Here is a 17050-nt window from a genome sequence, read left to right on the forward strand (position 1 = left end):
GCCAACCCATCCCCAACATCAGTCCACTAACCACCAGACAGTGGCTGAATAATCCACAGTTGGTCATCTGCCGCTAGCTGTTGCTGCCTGAGTTGTGACCAACTGCAGGGCTGTTGATTTAACAACAGATACAAGGCTGGATGGAGCTGTTCTCCAAGCCATAATGTTTGCTGTAACGGCAGACTGTGTTGTCCCAGTTGCCGTAGCAGTTGCTCTAAAGATTGTGCTGGCGGCAGCGCTACCGGATGCATTGGTAGATAAGCTTGTAAAGTAATCGGAAAATAAATCAGTGCCATTAAAAAAGCTCCTTGTGGTTAGCGGTCTGCATTGCCGGGCCTGATAGCAACTGGGCTGCAACAGCCCTAGTTAGCCAGGCTCAAAGCTTAGCCGACACCTTGGTGTCAGTACTGATGCTTTCAAGCGCCTGTCGCAGCGCCGTGACATCCGACAGTTGATTAAAGGGCCCAAAACTTACCCGTACTGCACCGCCAAACTGATCAACAGTCCCCAACCACTGATGCGCCAGCGGGGCACAATGCAAACCCGCCCGCACTGCAATACCAAAACTGCTATCGAGTAATGCGGCCAGAGTTTCGGCGTCCCAACCGGCCAGATTAAATAACACAATACCGCTGCCCGGTTGCAAAGGGCCATACAAGGTACAAGCCGGCAACTGTGCCAGTTGTTGATAGAGCTGTTGCTGCAACCAGCCAATGTGCTGATAATTCTGCCGCAGTCTGCCCGGAGCCAACAGCCAGTCCAATGCGGGTTCCAGCAACAACATACCATGCAGATTCGGTGTGCCGATTTCCGCCCAGTGTGGAAAACTTTGTGGGCCCAATCTGGATCTTGAATCCTGACCACTGCCACCAAATCGACTGCCATACAAGGGAAGCTGCTGCAATCGCGGTCCCAGCCAGATAAAACCCAGACCGGTCGGCCCGGCTAACCCTTTATGCGCCGGAAATACCAGTGCATCAGCGGCCAACTGCTGCACATCCACCGGCAGATGGCCAACGCTTTGCGCACCATCAATAATGCGGTAAAGCTGCAAGGGCCCGGAGTGAATCTCAGTGGTCGGCAGGTTTTGGATAGTCCCTGTGGTATTGGCAACATGCGCCATAGTCAGCAACACTGTGGCATGCTGCTGCACCAATAATGGAGACAGCCCTGCTAACCAGTCGATTTGCCAGTCCGCGCCTGCCGGCTGGCACAGCCTCAGCGGGATCTGGTGTTGCTCCGACAGCCAGGCTAATGGCCGCAGTACACTATTGTGTTCCAACACTGAAGTTAATAAATGCTGCGGCCGCAACTGTCGCACCAGCGCCTGCAATAGCATATTCATGGCATCGCTGCAGTTGTAGCACAAGGCAATATGCTCAGGGCTCTGGGCATTGATCAAGGTGGCGATTTTTGTTTTCACCCGCCAAATCAGCGCCGCAGACTGCCGTGCCGCCTGATGACCGCTGCGAAAAGGATTGCCCAATGGTTGCTGCAGTAGCTCTGCAGCCTGCGCCGCTACGATGGCGGGCTTAGGATAAGAGGTGGCGGCATTATCCAGATAAATCATGGTTGTAACCCCCCGAGTACACTGCCGAGTAACTGCTGAGCCTGCTGCTCGTCAGTACAATCAGCGACCACCATGCGGCCGTCCTGAAATAACGTCAGCACATATTGCTGTTGCGCCAGCGGCCAAGCCAGTTCCAGATGGCAGGCAGAACTGCGCCGGACCCTTCCAGCGAAAAGGCCTGCCAGCCTGAGGAGTGTCTGGCGGTTTAATGCCGCGTGGTAAAGCTGGATTGCAGAGCGACCACACAGTAATTGACTGGTCTGGCTATGTAACTGATGTAACAGTGGAAACTGCCATTGCTGGCAGGTTGGACAGTCAGGCCGGATGGGCACTGCGACTATGAACTGCTGCTGTTGCCACAGATCAAAGAAAACCCATTGCGACTGGCAAGCCGCCAGTTGCCCAGTGATCACTTTGATAGTCAGGGTAAATTGCATGGCAGCGGTTTGCAGAATACTGCTGGCCAAAACCCCTGTACTGGCACAGGTCGCTTCAGTGTCAGGCTTATGCTGTGATAACATCAGGCAACTGAGACAGGCGGTATGCCCCGGGATCACCGGCATAACACAACCTTCAGTTGCCACTGCGGCACCATAGATATAGGGTATCTGTCTGGCTATCGCTATTTCATTGAGTAAAAACCGACAAGCAAAATTATCACTGCCGTCCAGCAAGACAGTTACAGTATCAAACAGTTGCGGTTGTTGCCGCACGAACTCGGCATTCAGCTCAGCAACCAATGCCGTCAGCTCAACTTCAGCATTCAGACTGCGTAACATCTGACAGGCAGCCAATGCCTTGGGCATTTTTTCAGCGGCATGCGCTTCGGTAAACAGGCATTGCCGCTGTAAATTAGACAACTCGACCCAGTCCCGATCCAGCAAGGTCAAGCGGCCTACCCCGGCCCGGCAGCACAATTCGGCCAATTGACAACCCAAAGCGCCAACCCCAACAATGCAGATATGGGCCTGACGGATTTTTGCCATACCCGCAGCGCCAATCCAACTTAACCGGCGTTGCCGGCTGTATCTGTCGTCATCTTCTGTCATCGCTGACTGACTCCTGATATAACTGCAGCAACTGCTGCTGCCCCAACTGCCGTAGCTGTGTTTGGCCCAAATGCAGTTGCATGCGGCCTGCTTTCATCACCGCAAACTGATCGGCGATCTGCTGGGTTCGAAACAGATCATGAGTGGCCATCAGAATGGCAGCCCCCTCGTCACTGAGCTGCCGAATCACACTGAGCACCTGAGCTGCCGCAGTCGGATCCAAACCTGATAAGGGTTCATCCAGAAAAATGGCGCTGGCACGCCTTACCAAGCAAATCGCCAAACCAGTTTTTTGTCGCATGCCCTTACTGAAACTGCCAAGCCGCTGATGATGGAAACTGCGTTCTAAGCCGCAACGCTCCAGCGCCTGCTGACACATGGCTGCCGTCAAAGTGCCGGCAACTGCCAGACCCGCAAAAAACTGTACATTCTGGCAAGCACTGAAATTGTCGTATAACCGCACATTCTCCGATAAAAATGCCAATCGCTGTTTCGCCAGCAAGGGTTGTCGATTGGCATCAATGCCACAAATCAGCGCCTGACCTGAGACGGGCAGCTGAAAATTCAGAAACATATTCATCGTGGTGGTTTTACCGGCGCCGTTGGCACCGAATAAACAAAACACTTCCCCAGCCTGGATCTGGAAACTGAGTTGCTGTACGGCAAAACGTTCTGAGTCATAACTTTTACTTAAGGCGATAGCTTCAATCATTTTGCACCTACCGGATCCTGACTTTACGGCCGACATAAAGGATCAGCGCCACCACCAGCGTAAACAGCAACAACATCAACAGCATGGGCAGCACACTGAAATCGTTCTGTACCACCACCCTCAGCAGTTTATCTTCCACTACCAAGGGACGACCGACACTGAAGGCTTCGGTTTTGAGCCGAAATTCATAATCCCCGCCGGTTGCCGCAACACTGTTGCGGATTTGCACAATTATTTTTTGTTCCTGACCAACCTCAAGCTGCGAAATCAATGCCGGGGTAAAACTCAATTCCCAGCCGAGCGGTCGCTCGGCGCTGAAACTGATATTGTTGACAGCACTGGAACCATGATTTTTCAGGTAAAAGTCGAAACTGGTTGCCCCACCAGCTTTGATTTGATGCTGCAAAGCCGCCATATTCAGTTGCAATAAGCCCTTGCCTCTGCTGATTAAGCTCAGTTCAGTCATCGCGATCGGTAATTGTTGTAACTGCTTAGTGGTCGGCTTTGATGGCAGTGCCTGCAGCAGCGGATGTCGCTGAGTATCATAAGCCACCAGTTGAAATGCCACTGGCTGATCCAACTGAAACCCCTGCAAAGGTTTTTCCGGTAACTCAAGTCGCAGCAATAATTTTTTGCTGTTTTCACCGGTCGAAAACCTCAGTTGTGACACTTTGGTTTTACTGTCAGGTTGAATAAAACTGTAATGAACGCCTGCCGGTAACTGATAAAGTGCCAGCTGAAAGGTGCGGGTATCTTGGCCGTTGCGACGCAGTTCAAACGGATAATCGACGCTGGTACCCAAATCGCCTTCCTGAATAATCTGACTGGCCAGTAATTCAACATTAGCGCCACTGAATTGCTGCTCAGTAAAGACGGCGATGGTCTGCTCCAGTCCGCGATAACTGAAATGCACACTAATCCGCTCCGGATCGGATAACAGCTGAAACCGCAGTTCACGGACTTCATCATAAGCCAGTCGTTCAATCCGCTGCTCATAAGGTAATGCAATCACCACGGCGCTTTGCCCGATGGCATAAAGCCCGTCACCGGGCGTTTGCGGGCTGACCTCACGCACTGAGACAAAAATATTATCCAGGCTGCGTTTGAGTAACTGCTCAGGGACCACCGCTTGTTGCGCAAAAGATTGCAACAGTTGCTGCTGATAGGGATCCAGAATTAAGGTTGCATTGCGGATCCGAAGCTGCAGGAACTGCTGTCCTGCGGCATCGCGGCTGCGCACTGCTTTCTCGACCGCCAGCTTTGGCTGGGCATTCAGCAGCTCCAACAAGGCCTGCTGAAACGCAATTTCAGCCAGATCAGCATCCGCTTGCGCCTGGGTGACATCAATTTGCCCGGTGCCACCGCGCTGATATAACAAGGTGGTTCGTTCCAGACGGCTACGCGCTAACTTCAGTTGCACATGCCGTTGTTTTAACTGTAATAACTGTTGTTGCTCTGTCCCTGCCGATGACTGGGCATATCCTGACCAGCTCAGCCAGCTAAACAAAAACAGACTGCAGCAGCTTAATATTCTGTTCATGGCGGCTCCTCACGTCAGTTGATAACGTAAAAAACGGTCATAACACAGCAGGATCCCGCCCGTCAGATACAACAGCAACACTGTCACATCAGCAAATAAAGGAGGCAAATCAGTCGCCAGCGTCGCCGTTTTGAATTCCAGCTCTGGCATACCGGTCAGATCAAGTCCGGCAGTCACTGCGGGGGCCCGGCCTTCCAGTTGCAACTTGCGTTCTTCCATCATTTTCTGGCTAACGTAGGTTTGGAAGTCATGCCGGTAAGATTTCACTTGCTCCAGAAAATGCTGCTGCCGGCTCATATCGGTCTGTGTCAGCACCAAGACAATATTTTCAAAAGCAGCTGTCGGCGATAGTCTGGCCAGCCACAATGTCAGTTGGATCCGCTGTTGCTGTCGAGCTCGGTAATCTTCATCCAGCCGGCTTTTGTAGCGCTGCGCCTGCTGTTGCAATTCTGCATTGATCTGCCCGGCAATATCGGCTGGTACCAGGCTATGTTCAGGATGTTGTAGCAACCATTGCTGCAGACTATGCTCACTATCGCGATACCATTGCCGGTCGATCTCACCTTTTTGCCGCTCGATTTCATAAGTTGCAGGCACCGCAGTGACAAGGTTCGCGATAAATAAACTCAGTCGCGGAATTACCCACACAGCGAGCAACCAACACAGCACCAGCCATAAAAATGCATCTGAGCTCCGCTGTACCAGGCAGGAAAACAACAGCCCAAGCACGACAAAGATACTGAGATACAACAGCGAGCTGGCAAGCAATAATCCGATCCGCAGCCAGTGCTCTGCCTGCCATTGCATTTGTCCTGACATGAGCATGAGCATGATGCCGAGCATCACCGGGATCAATAATGGCAGTAACAGTGACAACAAAGCACCAGCCAGTTTGGCGTGCAGCACAGTACTGCGCGGCACCGGGTTGGCCAATAACAACTTCAATGTGCCTTTTTCAGCTTCGCCATTAATCAGATCAAAGGTCAGCATCAAAGCAAAGAGCGCCACTATTGCCTTGATCACAAACAAAAAATCCAAACTGCTAAATTGGGCATAAATAGGTTCTGCACTGTATCTACTGTCTTGCAGTTTGGGCTCATGGAAAATCGACACCACAGTGTTACTGCCACTCGCCTCTTCCACACCTTTGGCAAATGGAAACAGCAACGCAGGTTGCCGGTACACTTTAAACATGCCCCAGACCCCGAGCGCCTGATAACTCACCTGCTGACTGGCGGTCTCTTTCATCTGTGCAACCGAAAGATCATGGTGTTGTCTGGCATGCTGATAATCAGCCATTCCAATCATTAAACTCAGGATCACCAGCACGCTGCACATCAGAAAAATCAGCAGAAAACGGGCCGAAGCCAGATTGTCAAAAATCTCTTTTTTTAGCAGATGTACAAACATAAGTGTCCTTCCTGTTCAAAACAGTGCCAGATCGTCCAAGGCCAACTGAAAAGGCATCACGCCACCATCCAGATGAAAACCAATGCCGCGGATTTTGGCTGGATCCCAATTGACTTGCTGACCCCAACCCGCTTGCTTTAATTGGTCAAAGCGCACTTCAAATTGTTGCCAGTTCGCACCGGGGCTAAACTCATGGCTGTACTCGTTAAAATCAGTGACTGAACTGAGCAGTAGTTGCAATCGGTACACTTTGCCATCGCCCCTGGCGCGAAATTTAATGCCTTGGGCTCGGGCTAATCCTTTGATCTCACGGCTGTGCTGCCACAACATTTGCACACCGGCATAAGGATAAAAAAAGCCTGCTGCCAGCTTGCCACGCATTTGCAGGTAACTATTACTGCCTTCCTGCTCAATCTGATAACTGGCCTCAGAATTCCCTCTGGCGACCTGATCGCTGTAAGCTTGCCACTTTGCGGTTGAACTCGCTGCAGGCCCGGACGGCTGAAAATCGGTCAAGATTGTGGCTTGTGCCTGCATTCCTGCCAGCACAACACCAAAAGTAAAACCAACACTCAGATAGATATTTTTCATGGTGCACTCTCCTGTAGTAACAAATGAAACGCTGAACTCAGCGGAGTTTCTTCCAGCATGGCTAGCTGAGCCAGTAGTTGCATCAGTTGTTGGACATCACGGGCACTGAGCTCATGCTGTTGTAACCATTGCAAAACAGCCTGGTTATTGCTGAAACCTTTTTGCGCTGTCCAAAGACCAAATTGTTGTTGGATGCGGACGGTTTCAGCAGTGGGTAACACCACACCTGCCTGCAGACAAAAACTCAGCAACTTTGCCAACAACTGACAAGAACCGGGCTGTCGTGGCACTGCAAACTGGTGTTGTAATTGCTGTAAAAACACCGTCGGTTCCGGCGCAGGCTGGCGGGCTATGCTTTGTGTTTGCTGCGCCAGCGCGATGGCGGCCAGCGCATCCAGGTGTTTGATCTGAGCTGTGGGTTGTTGCAACAACTGCAGCAAATCAACTGCACTATGTTGTTCAAGCTGCTGCGATCGCAATAATGCTTCGCAACGTTGCAAAGTACGACGCGGATAAAATTCGGTTTTTAATGCCTGAATCAACCAACTTAAGGCACTATGTTGCGGCGCACTCAGCCACTCGGTCGTCAGTAAATACCGCAGATTCACCAACGGTAGCGATAAATGCTGATAATCAAGGGCTGCATCTGCATGCAGCAACGCCACTTCATCATCATCCGTCAGTTGACCACTATGATATTGCTGGTAGACCCAACCAACGCCTTCCATACCTTCAGCGGTTAATTCTGCAGCCCGCAGGGCTCCGATACTGGCAGCGCCAATGACCCGACAACCCTGACTGAGCGCCAGCATAATTTCTTTGTGCCACACCGCCGGTACCTGGGAGAAATAACCATCCAGCAGCACCAGAGTCGCGGGCCCTGCTGCAGCCAACCGGCAGACATCGCCCAATTGCACTGGTGCCCGCACTTGTGCCACAGCGCAACATTGGCTGATACAAGCAGCGCTAATGGAGGGTCCCGCAAAAACCACGATTGGATTCATAGCAGTGGCTCCTGCTGTTGCAGATAATAACGCTTGGTCATACCCAGATTTTGCAAACCCGGCACCAGTAGCCGGATCACAGGTATCTGCAACTCACTGTCGGTTAAATCGAGACCGTAGACTGGCTGCTGATAAAACTGTTCAACCCGTCTGACCGACGCCAGCCAGTTGGCTTGCTGATTATCTTTGGCTGGAGCCGGACCGACATAAGCAACTGCGTGCCGATGATGGTTCCAAAGCTGAGCCTGAAATTCCGACTGACGACAAAGTTGGTACTGGGGATAATCGAGATCATCACGCGAACCTGTGATCAGGGTCAGCCGGCTTTGCACGGCTTCCAACACGGCACTTTGTATGGCCAGTGCCAGATCAGGCTGGCAGCCATAGCCGGTAAATAAGCCGCTGGCCGCACTCTGCCCATCCGGTTGCGCGATTAACAACACGGCAACACAAGGCCAGACGGCTGCGGCAGACAAATCCCACAGCAGCACTTTGAGCTGCAATTGCGCGCAACGCTGTAATAAAACCTGCAGTTTCGGTTCAGCACTCTCTGTCAATTGCACTGCAGGTTGAAATAAACCGTGCTGTAACCACCAGTGCTGCACATGATGCCGCTCGACCACTTCTGTTAAAGCATGCAGTCCAGCCTGCTCCAAACTGCAGCCTGCTGCCAGACCATTACTGCTGCGCATAAAAATAGGCGGTTGCTGCCAGTCAAAAGTGAAATCAGTACTGACACAATCTAGCGGTGCCCAAGCCTGTTGGCCTGTGCTTAGCCGGGTCATTTCGATCAGTTGGGTTGGACTTTGTACCAATGGCAAACGGGTTGGCCGATGCGGAAAATGTGCCAGCGGCAACACCAACAACCCTTCATCTTTAGCTTGCAGCATAGAACCTGCAAATACCGGCCGGCGGATACGTTCAGCGTGCCAGCTTTCCAGCGACTCCATCAGCGCTGAAATTTTCGCTTGCTGCCCAGAAAAACCTTTGCCCTGTGAAGTGGATATGCCACGGGAATTTGGCCGTACCGCCAGACAAACAGCTACGCCCAATTGATCTAACCCGGAGACATCAGCTAACCGACTAATCCCAACGCGTGGCAATAAACCAAGCAGGTACTGCCAATCAAGGTCGGGTTGACTGCCGTCTGCGCCAGAATAGAGTCGCGCGCTGGCAGCCACAGTGGCGATGGTTGTCATCATGACCACTCCCTGCTGGCAATACTGCTGGCATAGCCTGCTCTACACAGCGCAAACAAAGCCAACACCGCTGCCAGTAATAACAGTTGATAACCCCATGCCGGCAAGGAGACCCAGCTGAACCAGCGCTGGATAGACTCCCAGTTTGCCGCCAGATTGATGCCAATCAGCAACAATGGAAAAGGTAACCAAATGGCCTTGTTTGAACTGAATAATAAAGCACAGCCAAGGAACAGATGATTATTCAGCAACTGCAACAACCACAGCGTTAATAGCATTGGGCTGATGGCCAAAACATGCTCTGTCTGCCACAGGCAATAAAGCAGCAAAGCACCAAACACCAAGACAAAATTGAGCGTGGTTAGCAGCAAATTCAACAAAAATTTCTGCGCTACTATTTGAACTGGTGTCAGCGGTAATGCCAGCAGAAATGCCATACTGCGGCTGGATTCTTCGCTGGCGACAGAACGAAAACTAAACACAAAACCGCCCACCAAACTGATGCCAAAAGCCAGCGACAGGATTAAGGCAGGGCTCGCCGCCTTTAGCTGCAACAGCAAGGAACACACTGCTGCCAGTTCGAAAAACACCAAGGGCAATAACTCAATGCCATACTGGCGCAGATCTTTATACAACAGAGGCATATACACCTCCCCGCATCCGTTGCTTTATTCTTCGCTCCTGCAGTACCTGGCCTGCTGCCACTACAGCCCGACCTTTGCATAAATCACTGATGGCATCCGGTTGATGGCTGCAATAAATCAGCGCGGTGCCATGCTGCATTTTTTGCTGCAGATAGCCGGCAATGAGGGCGCGACCCGGGCTATCAACCTGCGCAATAATTTCATCGAGCAACAACACGCTAGCCTGACTACCGGCCGCTAACAGCAGATTCAGCTTGGCCGCCATCCCCGCCGATAACTGGCGGACTTGTTTGTCACCAGCTACATGCAACTGACTTTGCAAAGACTCCACTTCCGACTGCTGCCATAGCGGATAAAAGCGACGGCAAAAATCCAGCACTTTGTTCACAGTGAAATGTGGGTAAGCATGACAATATTGGCTGATATACAACACTTGCTGTTTATAGCCGATTGGATCCAAACGATTACAAAGCTGATTGACCATCAGCGTGGTTGTTTGTGCCGGATAGATGCCCGCAACACACTTTAAAAAAGTTGATTTACCGGCGCCATTTGCGCCTTGTAACCAGCAACCTTCACCCTGAGGTAATTTGAAATCAGCCGCTTGTAGCTGAAAATCACCAAGCTTAAACTCTAACTCTGTTAGCTTCAGCATCATCACTCCTCAGACACAATAGGGTTGCACCGGGTAAAATAACGTTGAAAAATCCGCCGATAGAAATGACCAAGCGATAGCAGGAAGAACAGGGACAGCAGCAATACCAAGCCATCAGCCAGCCAACCAAGCTCAGCCAGCCAATGGGTCATCGCTAAATAAGTTGCCCTCAACGCCAGAGCGACCATCAAAGCGGAACCGAGTGAAAACAGCAGATAAACCAGTTGCAAGCGCCGCTCTGGCATAAAGTTCAGGCGGAATTTTTGTCTGATCCCTGGCAACATCGACAAACAGAAAGCTGCAGCATGAGTGCGTAAATTCGGTGCTTCCAGCCAATCAGATAACACCCAATAGCCATCCAATCGCAATAAAGGCAGGATATTCAGGCAAATCCGGCTGCTGGCGACGATAAAAAATAAAAAAGCGATCTGTGCGCCGAGACTGTTCACTGGCAACAACAACCAGAGCCATATCGCCAGCAGCGTCAGTATCGCTTCGACATAAACCCCGGCGAGTGCAACTTTGATCCGGCGCCACTTTGCCGGGAATAACCAAGCATCGCTGACATCAACGTATGCCACCAATTGGCCAAAATACAGCGCCAATCCTAGGGGCCCAACTTTGCCACCGTAACGCTGACAACAATAAGCGTGCCCCAACTCATGGCAACAGGTTGACAGCCATAACAAGGCATACAGCCACAACCAGTTCTGAAACAGGCCAAACAAATAAAATTGCGACCAGAAATGCGAACTGTGGTGCCATAGCTGCCAGCCTGCCAGCAGATACCCAAACAACAATAACCCCCAAACCAGCTTGTTAAACAGTAACTGATAGAGTGGCCGCACCAGCACAAGCAACCAGTTTGGATCAAGCTGAACCAATCGGATAAATAACCAATCCCGTTGATACCAGCGTGCTGGCTTTTGCGCAGTGCTGAGCTCTGACTGCTGCAGTAAACTGTGGGCTTGTGCCTGCTGCAAAATGGTCAGTAACATCCCTTGCTGTTGCAGCGGATAAGACTGGACAAAATGTCTGGCCGACATGCGGCTGGGTATTTGTTGTAATAGGTGTAATACCGCCAGCGTGCACTGAAACACTTTGCCACTGTGTTGATCTTTCAGCACGGCAACCTGCAACTGCTGCTGATGACGGATCTGGATCTGCAGCGATGGTTTTAACGGGCCAATTTCAAAATCTGTCACGTCCATCATTCACCTCGGTAGCACCAGCTATCATCAGGAAAAGGGATGCGGAAATGGGTTCATCTGAGCCACCGCCAAAGGTTGCTGGAAATAACCCAATCGTACTGGAACTTCAAACAAACGCCGGTGGGCAAAAGGCAAGTAACGATGATCCGGATTGACCGGCACCAGCTCAGGGATCAGTACTTTCCAACTCTGTACCCCCAGAGCCGCCACGTCACGTGGCGCCAGATCCACAGCCACTATCTCAGACACCAGCGGCTGCAGCTGCCGTAAACAATGCAACAATTGTTGGGCGCTGTTCTGACCGGCAATCGCATGCTGCGGCCCCCTGAAACTGCAATGCTCTGACTGCCAGATAAAACTCAGTTGCTGCTGCATCAGCGGACAGATATAAGCCATGCCATGCCAGGGAAAATCTGTCACATCAGAAAAGTCTGATTTTGGCCGCCAATAGCCATCCCCTTGCTCAGCCAGATGGACCCGGATCCGTTCATAATCAGAGACAGCCTCACAGAAGGCTTTACTTGCTGCACAGTCAAAATCGGTTTTGGCCGCCAGGCCAACAGTGGTCAGCGGAAAGCCATATGCCTGGGATCGCAGCACTGCCAGAACAGTTGGAATGCCACAATCATTGGTGATATCAATCAGATGAACTTCAGCATCACAATGCGACAAACTTTGTTTGATCAACTGCAGCGCCGGACTATCCGCAGGCAATTGCAACTTTGGCATCGACAGGCGATTTAGCCACATCACCATCAATGCATCCCGTTCAACGACTTCAAGTACACCTGCTAACAAGGCATCGGTCTGCTGCCAGGCGGCAGCCATCCCGGTGGATGTCGACACACCAAGGCATTCTTGCCGATCGACCGGCTGATAAGGCAGGTAGACCTGACATGCTGGCACATAACGACTTTCGCCGTTCAGCAGTGATCTGCCGCTGCACCAATAGATCTCACTGTCACTGGTCAACGGAGCAAAAGGCCAATCCGGCAGCTGATATTGCCAGGGAGCAAACAATGGCAACCGTTCCGCCGCTAAAAATTGTGGACTAAAGGCTTTGCTGCGGATCAGTTGGCGGTAATCAACAAAGGCGGCGCTGTACCGCTCCAGCCCCTCGAACAATACTTTGGTCAGTCCTTGCTGACGACTAGCCGACGACCCGCCCGGACCGCTGATATCACCACAGCCTGGCAGCACCGCATAATGAGGTACTTTACCAATCGGATGGCGTAACTGAATTTGCCCTGCGGTCGCCGGAATAAAATGAACCGATTTCAACAAGCCGGTTTTCGGCGATAACACTTGCCTGGCAAGTTGTAATACCGCCTCAGTGCTGTCAGGATTTGGCATAACCCTGCTCCGGTTTCTGACCTAACAAAAATCCAATCAGCACAGGTTCGTCCAGCGGATTCACCTGGAGTAATTTCGCCAATTGGTCATCATAAAAACCACCCAAAGCACAACTACCCAGACCAAAACTGGTCGTTGTCAGGTACAGGTTTTGTAATAACGCACCGGTATCATTGAGTAAAAAGCGATAACCACGTTGCTGGTACTTCACCAGTGTTCTTTTCCAAACCCCCGTGATCACAAAAACTACAGCAGCATGCCGGATCAGATCCTGATAACTGCTGCAGGCCAGTAATTCAGTCAATAAATCACCGGTGCGTAACAGATGGAGCGCATGATCAGGCATAAAATAGTGATAGAGCCCGGGCGTCAAACCTTCGACATTCAATACCAGCGGGTAAATCTCCAACGGGTATAAGCTGCCGGCAGAAATCGCCGCCCGTAAATAAATATTGTCGCCGGTTTTGGTATGTAGTACCCGGGTCGCACCGTAGCTGTATTGCAAAATGGCACTGAGCTGCTTCAGTGTCACTGCGCCCGCTGGCTGAAAACTGCTGGCGTAAGAACTTAAAGATGCACGTTGTAAAATGGCCTCCGTCAGCGATATCTCGCCCAAAGGTGCTGTTCTATCCAGCATAATTTTTTCTGCCGCCGGATAATGTTTCCAGGCTCTGGCCATCATACGCACCAGTCCGACATCCTGCGTAATCTGTTGTACCCTTTGACTGATATTGGCAACTGTGGTCGGATTTAATTTGGAATACTCATGAAAAACCTCTGTAATTTCATAATCATCCGCATCAAACACGTCGGTCAGCGCATAAGTCACATAGTCGATATCTTCCATTCTCATACCAAAGTCACCTGCTTTAAGGGAAAGGATGGGGTACCGGATTAAATTGTCCGGCCGGTAACGCGGGCCAACCCAATTTGGCTGGCACCTGCTCGAAACGTGGACAGCCAAAATAAGGTAAGCCGTGAACGGCGTAGAGGCTGGCAGTGCCCGGCACAAAGACTTTATTGACCACCAGGCCAGTCTCACGAATATCAGCAGTGGTTAAATCGACGGCAACCACATCAAAACCTTCTGCCGCGACCGCATCCAGACAGAACTGCAAGCCAGTTGCGCTAGACATGGCCGGCGTTGAAAAATCCGGCCGGCTGATGTGGCAACTGTCGAGCAAAAATGCCAGATGCGTCAGCATCTCGGGTTCACAAAACAGCCGAACATGATCTTCAAAATCGCGCACATTGCGAAAATCGCTTTCGGGTCGCCAATCAGGCTTGGTGAGCAATAAATTTTGGGCCCAAATCAAACCTTGTGCGGCCTCCTGCCAGGCTTTGATCACGGCTTCACGATAAAGCGGTCTGGTAGCGGCGCCAACACAACAATAGGGGCCACGGTCAGTTTGACCTTGCGCGATACAAAGCACAGTCGGGATTTTGATATCTAACGTCAGATCAAATAGATGAAATTGCAGCCCCGGGCAGGCAAAATAACGCTGATAAATCTGACAAAGCTCTGGATCTGCGCTGATATCCAGCTTGGGTACACTCAGCATTTTTGACCAGCAGATAATAAATGCATCCCGCTCTATCACTTCGCACAACCCGCTGAGCAGCGCCGCCGCCAGTTCACTGTGGCAGGCCTGGCCACTGGAGACCGCCAGCGCAAACAGATCCGGCTGCCGCTGCACGTCAAGGTGATTAAAATAAGGGATATAGGTCAAACATGCCGGCAGATATCTTGGCTGTTGCTGCAACAGAGAATAGCCTTCAACCCAGTGCATCAGACTCGCCGGTTGCCAGCGCGGCAAAGGAAAATTCACATCCTGCAGTTGCCGCTGACTGAACAGGCAAAATGCATCCATGCCAATCGCTTGCTCACCCAGTTCATCACGACTGCTATAAATCAGTTGTTGATGCTGATACACGGCACAACAATAACGCTCTACACACTCGCCAATGGCCCCCAACATGGCTTCGTGCCAGTCAAACCCAACGGCACCGGTATGGCCGACCATTTCACCGCGGTTGTAGGTCCGGATTGAATTAATCACCGACGCAGCGCTGTAAATTCTTGGCATACCTGGCGCATTTAACAGTCGCCGGTTCACGCCGACCACCGCATAAGGTCCAAGCAGCTGTTGTTCGGCGCGCTGCAACACCTGTTGTGCTGTGACTGTCATCGCTACCCCCAGATCCGTTCAGGACAACGTTCGGTGAATTCACTACAATGCGGGCAACGTGGGATCTTCAGCACCGGGTGGCTTTGACTGGTGAATGTCGCCAAATGTATCGTCAGCAATTTACCAACAGAGATCGCACTAAAGTCATCACTTAATAATTTCATCGCTTCAAGCACCGCATAATTTGCCAGCAACTCAGCAAAAGGTGGCAGCACACCAAAGTCTGGCAGTTGCTCCAGCCGATTAAAAGACTCGGCAAAAGCATCGTAATATTCCAGATGCGCTAAATTGGCGCGTAACCGGTATTCAAAACATTTGTAACAGGCACTCTGGCCAGGGATCACCGCTGGACCGAGCTGCAATTCTTTCTGCTCAAGCACTGCCAGCGGCAACCAGCACACTGCTTCGAGTAAGACCGCCTGATTCAATTCACTGAACATAGTGTTAAAAATGATCGGCTTGCTATATGCAGTAATCACTAGGTCATAATCCTGAACTAACTGACGCCAACTGAGGACTGAATCAGGCAGCTGTTCGATCGGCAGAATATTGGTTGTTAGTGCCGGACTCAGTTGGCGGCGGACGGCCGCTGCCGGATGGCTGCCAACATCAGCCTCAGTCAGATAACGACTGTGCGCCAAATCGGTCTCAGTCACAGCACTGGCCAGCACGCTAATTTGACCCAGCATTAAACTGTGAAGGCCAAGTGCCAGCGGGATCAGCAGCTCCGGTTGACCACATAACAACACCCGGCTTTGCTGTAATTGCGTTAAAGTTCGCCAGGCCGATTGGTTCTGATTGGCAAAAAATCGCGATAAAGCCTGTCGCTTGGCCGCTGGCAGCTGTTGCAAAGCCGCCGGGCAAGGTTCAACCTGCTCCAGCAATTCTTTTTGTTGCAACATGACAAAGATGCCATACAATTCAGCAGCTTGTTCTTGTGTCGCCAACTGGTTGGAAATGTCTGTACTGGTGAAACTACCGTCCAGCAAAACCAGCACCTTGGGCAAGAGTTGCCGCACGAATTCACCCCGCAATAACAAGGTTTTCTGTTGTGCCCGAATTTGCACCGCGTCAGCGCTATGCCAAATCTGGAAGTGATCGATCAGTTTCAACTTGGGTTCCATCTCAGCTCCTTCAGCAAAAAAATTGGCCGATATTTGGTGTCGCTGATATCAGCGTTTGTTTACTCTGATATCAGCGACAGCCATCAGAACAGAATGATGCAACTACAAGAGCTGCAGTTACAGCTGCAGGTACAAGCGCAGGCTCCATGTGCGGCAAAACTGGTCCGTTCTTCCAGCTCTTCGATCTGCAATAAATTAGTGTCTTCCAACTGACTGCTCAGGCACTGCGGTAACAGGTTTTGATCGTTCATACGGGTTCCTTAAAATCTGATGATGCAACTACAGGACGTACAGTCGCAGCTGCAACTACAGCCACAGTCTCCGACAGCAACCATCACCTGACGTTGTTCCAGTTCTTCAATCTGCAGATCAGCGGGCAAAAACAGCGTTTGCTGTTGTTGCTCAATGATGTGCTCCAGCCTTGCTAAATAGGGTTGAAAGTGAGATTTCATCGTCATTCGCTCCTGTGGTATGACACAGCCGGTGTTACTGCAGCAAAGCCCAGCATCTGAGTTACCGCGCCTCATCAGACCGCTGAGCAACAACCTCACTGCCGCATCAGGCTGAGTCGTCAATGACAGGACCGCCGGCCCGCCGCTGCCCTGTAGACCGTCACCTCAGCCAGAGGTACGCTCAGTCAGCAGTTGGCCGCTCTGCAATATGCCGCCCAACATCCAGCAGCCTGTTGAAGATAGAACAAGACAAAAAAACAGCAAATAAATAACATTGATATTTATAATTTACTTATTATTAACTTTTGATATACTTGTATTTGAAAGAAAAATATTTAGAAAAAATA

The 17050-nt window shown here is 51.1% G+C and carries 18 protein-coding genes; all 18 read right to left on the minus strand.

Features of this window, described 5'->3' with window-relative positions; all coding sequences use genetic code 11:
- Positions 1-26 precede the first annotated feature (26 nt).
- The gene (locus AC53GJ_RS18860) at positions 27-296 is read right to left on the minus strand and encodes a MoaD/ThiS family protein (protein ID WP_496729938.1); all 270 of its coding nucleotides are present in this window, start codon (positions 294-296) and stop codon (positions 27-29) included.
- A gap of 80 nt (positions 297-376) precedes the next feature.
- Positions 377-1570: an aminotransferase class V-fold PLP-dependent enzyme gene (locus tag AC53GJ_RS18865; RefSeq protein WP_496729939.1), complete on the minus strand. Its 1194-nt coding sequence runs from the start codon at positions 1568-1570 to the stop codon at positions 377-379.
- Positions 1567-2619, minus strand: a complete 1053-nt coding sequence (locus AC53GJ_RS18870) for a ThiF family adenylyltransferase (protein ID WP_496729940.1) — start codon at positions 2617-2619, stop codon at positions 1567-1569. Before AC53GJ_RS18870 ends, AC53GJ_RS18865 begins: the two co-directional genes overlap by 4 nt.
- Positions 2606-3331: an ABC transporter ATP-binding protein gene (locus AC53GJ_RS18875; RefSeq protein WP_496729941.1), complete on the minus strand. Its 726-nt coding sequence runs from the start codon at positions 3329-3331 to the stop codon at positions 2606-2608. Before AC53GJ_RS18875 ends, AC53GJ_RS18870 begins: the two co-directional genes overlap by 14 nt.
- A gap of 7 nt (positions 3332-3338) precedes the next feature.
- The gene (locus AC53GJ_RS18880; protein ID WP_496729942.1) at positions 3339-4871 is read right to left on the minus strand and encodes a COG1470 family protein; all 1533 of its coding nucleotides are present in this window, start codon (positions 4869-4871) and stop codon (positions 3339-3341) included.
- Between the two features lie 9 nt (positions 4872-4880).
- Positions 4881-6281 carry an ABC transporter permease subunit gene (locus tag AC53GJ_RS18885; protein WP_496729943.1) on the minus strand — a complete coding sequence of 467 codons (1401 nt, stop codon included), beginning with the start codon at positions 6279-6281 and terminating at the stop codon, positions 4881-4883.
- Between the two features lie 15 nt (positions 6282-6296).
- A complete protein-coding gene (locus tag AC53GJ_RS18890; RefSeq protein WP_496729944.1) occupies positions 6297-6872 on the minus strand; it encodes a CIA30 family protein in 576 nt (191 codons plus the stop codon).
- Positions 6869-7876 carry a TfuA-like protein gene (locus AC53GJ_RS18895; protein WP_496729945.1) on the minus strand — a complete coding sequence of 336 codons (1008 nt, stop codon included), beginning with the start codon at positions 7874-7876 and terminating at the stop codon, positions 6869-6871. The genes AC53GJ_RS18890 and AC53GJ_RS18895 overlap by 4 nt, the downstream gene beginning before the upstream one ends.
- Positions 7873-9078 carry a YcaO-like family protein gene (locus AC53GJ_RS18900; protein ID WP_496729946.1) on the minus strand — a complete coding sequence of 402 codons (1206 nt, stop codon included), beginning with the start codon at positions 9076-9078 and terminating at the stop codon, positions 7873-7875. The genes AC53GJ_RS18895 and AC53GJ_RS18900 overlap by 4 nt, the downstream gene beginning before the upstream one ends.
- Positions 9075-9719 (minus strand): hypothetical protein, encoded by a 645-nt coding sequence (locus AC53GJ_RS18905; RefSeq protein WP_496729947.1) that lies wholly within the window; start codon positions 9717-9719, stop codon positions 9075-9077. The genes AC53GJ_RS18900 and AC53GJ_RS18905 overlap by 4 nt, the downstream gene beginning before the upstream one ends.
- A complete protein-coding gene (locus tag AC53GJ_RS18910; protein ID WP_496729948.1) occupies positions 9703-10377 on the minus strand; it encodes an ABC transporter ATP-binding protein in 675 nt (224 codons plus the stop codon). The genes AC53GJ_RS18905 and AC53GJ_RS18910 overlap by 17 nt, the downstream gene beginning before the upstream one ends.
- Entirely contained in the window at positions 10377-11579 is a 1203-nt protein-coding gene (locus AC53GJ_RS18915; RefSeq protein WP_496729949.1) for a zinc metalloprotease, read from the minus strand. The genes AC53GJ_RS18910 and AC53GJ_RS18915 overlap by 1 nt, the downstream gene beginning before the upstream one ends.
- A gap of 33 nt (positions 11580-11612) precedes the next feature.
- Positions 11613-12938 carry a YcaO-like family protein gene (locus AC53GJ_RS18920; RefSeq protein ID WP_496729950.1) on the minus strand — a complete coding sequence of 442 codons (1326 nt, stop codon included), beginning with the start codon at positions 12936-12938 and terminating at the stop codon, positions 11613-11615.
- A complete protein-coding gene (locus tag AC53GJ_RS18925) occupies positions 12925-13791 on the minus strand; it encodes a SagB/ThcOx family dehydrogenase (RefSeq protein ID WP_496729951.1) in 867 nt (288 codons plus the stop codon). The genes AC53GJ_RS18920 and AC53GJ_RS18925 overlap by 14 nt, the downstream gene beginning before the upstream one ends.
- Before the next feature lie 16 nt (positions 13792-13807).
- Entirely contained in the window at positions 13808-15127 is a 1320-nt protein-coding gene (locus tag AC53GJ_RS18930; RefSeq protein ID WP_496729952.1) for a YcaO-like family protein, read from the minus strand.
- Between the two features lie 2 nt (positions 15128-15129).
- Entirely contained in the window at positions 15130-16251 is a 1122-nt protein-coding gene (locus AC53GJ_RS18935; RefSeq protein ID WP_496729953.1) for a TOMM precursor leader peptide-binding protein, read from the minus strand.
- 83 nt (positions 16252-16334) lie between these two features.
- On the minus strand, positions 16335-16502 hold the full coding sequence (locus tag AC53GJ_RS18940; RefSeq protein WP_496729954.1) for a hypothetical protein: 168 nt from the start codon (positions 16500-16502) through the stop codon (positions 16335-16337).
- Between the two features lie 9 nt (positions 16503-16511).
- A complete protein-coding gene (locus AC53GJ_RS18945) occupies positions 16512-16703 on the minus strand; it encodes a hypothetical protein (protein WP_496729955.1) in 192 nt (63 codons plus the stop codon).
- Between the last annotated feature and the right edge of the window lie 347 nt (positions 16704-17050).

This window comes from Rheinheimera sp. B2H12 (assembly GCF_059620065.1).

Bases quoted from the DNA above. Each gene is read 5' to 3' on its own strand.
- AC53GJ_RS18880 (WP_496729942.1), bottom strand. From the start codon at position 4,871: ATGAACAGAATATTAAGCTGCTGCAGTCTGTTTTTGTTTAGCTGGCTG.
- AC53GJ_RS18920 (WP_496729950.1), bottom strand. From the start codon at position 12,938: ATGCCAAATCCTGACAGCACTGAGGCGGTATTACAACTTGCCAGGCAA.
- AC53GJ_RS18860 (WP_496729938.1), bottom strand. From the start codon at position 296: ATGGCACTGATTTATTTTCCGATTACTTTACAAGCTTATCTACCAATG.
- AC53GJ_RS18870 (WP_496729940.1), bottom strand. From the start codon at position 2,619: ATGACAGAAGATGACGACAGATACAGCCGGCAACGCCGGTTAAGTTGG.
- AC53GJ_RS18935 (WP_496729953.1), bottom strand. From the start codon at position 16,251: ATGGAACCCAAGTTGAAACTGATCGATCACTTCCAGATTTGGCATAGC.
- AC53GJ_RS18925 (WP_496729951.1), bottom strand. From the start codon at position 13,791: ATGAGAATGGAAGATATCGACTATGTGACTTATGCGCTGACCGACGTG.
- AC53GJ_RS18940 (WP_496729954.1), bottom strand. From the start codon at position 16,502: ATGAACGATCAAAACCTGTTACCGCAGTGCCTGAGCAGTCAGTTGGAA.
- AC53GJ_RS18890 (WP_496729944.1), bottom strand. From the start codon at position 6,872: ATGAAAAATATCTATCTGAGTGTTGGTTTTACTTTTGGTGTTGTGCTG.
- AC53GJ_RS18875 (WP_496729941.1), bottom strand. From the start codon at position 3,331: ATGATTGAAGCTATCGCCTTAAGTAAAAGTTATGACTCAGAACGTTTT.
- AC53GJ_RS18865 (WP_496729939.1), bottom strand. From the start codon at position 1,570: ATGATTTATCTGGATAATGCCGCCACCTCTTATCCTAAGCCCGCCATC.
- AC53GJ_RS18895 (WP_496729945.1), bottom strand. From the start codon at position 7,876: ATGAATCCAATCGTGGTTTTTGCGGGACCCTCCATTAGCGCTGCTTGT.
- AC53GJ_RS18930 (WP_496729952.1), bottom strand. From the start codon at position 15,127: ATGACAGTCACAGCACAACAGGTGTTGCAGCGCGCCGAACAACAGCTG.
- AC53GJ_RS18905 (WP_496729947.1), bottom strand. From the start codon at position 9,719: ATGCCTCTGTTGTATAAAGATCTGCGCCAGTATGGCATTGAGTTATTG.
- AC53GJ_RS18900 (WP_496729946.1), bottom strand. From the start codon at position 9,078: ATGATGACAACCATCGCCACTGTGGCTGCCAGCGCGCGACTCTATTCT.
- AC53GJ_RS18910 (WP_496729948.1), bottom strand. From the start codon at position 10,377: ATGATGCTGAAGCTAACAGAGTTAGAGTTTAAGCTTGGTGATTTTCAG.
- AC53GJ_RS18945 (WP_496729955.1), bottom strand. From the start codon at position 16,703: ATGAAATCTCACTTTCAACCCTATTTAGCAAGGCTGGAGCACATCATT.
- AC53GJ_RS18885 (WP_496729943.1), bottom strand. From the start codon at position 6,281: ATGTTTGTACATCTGCTAAAAAAAGAGATTTTTGACAATCTGGCTTCG.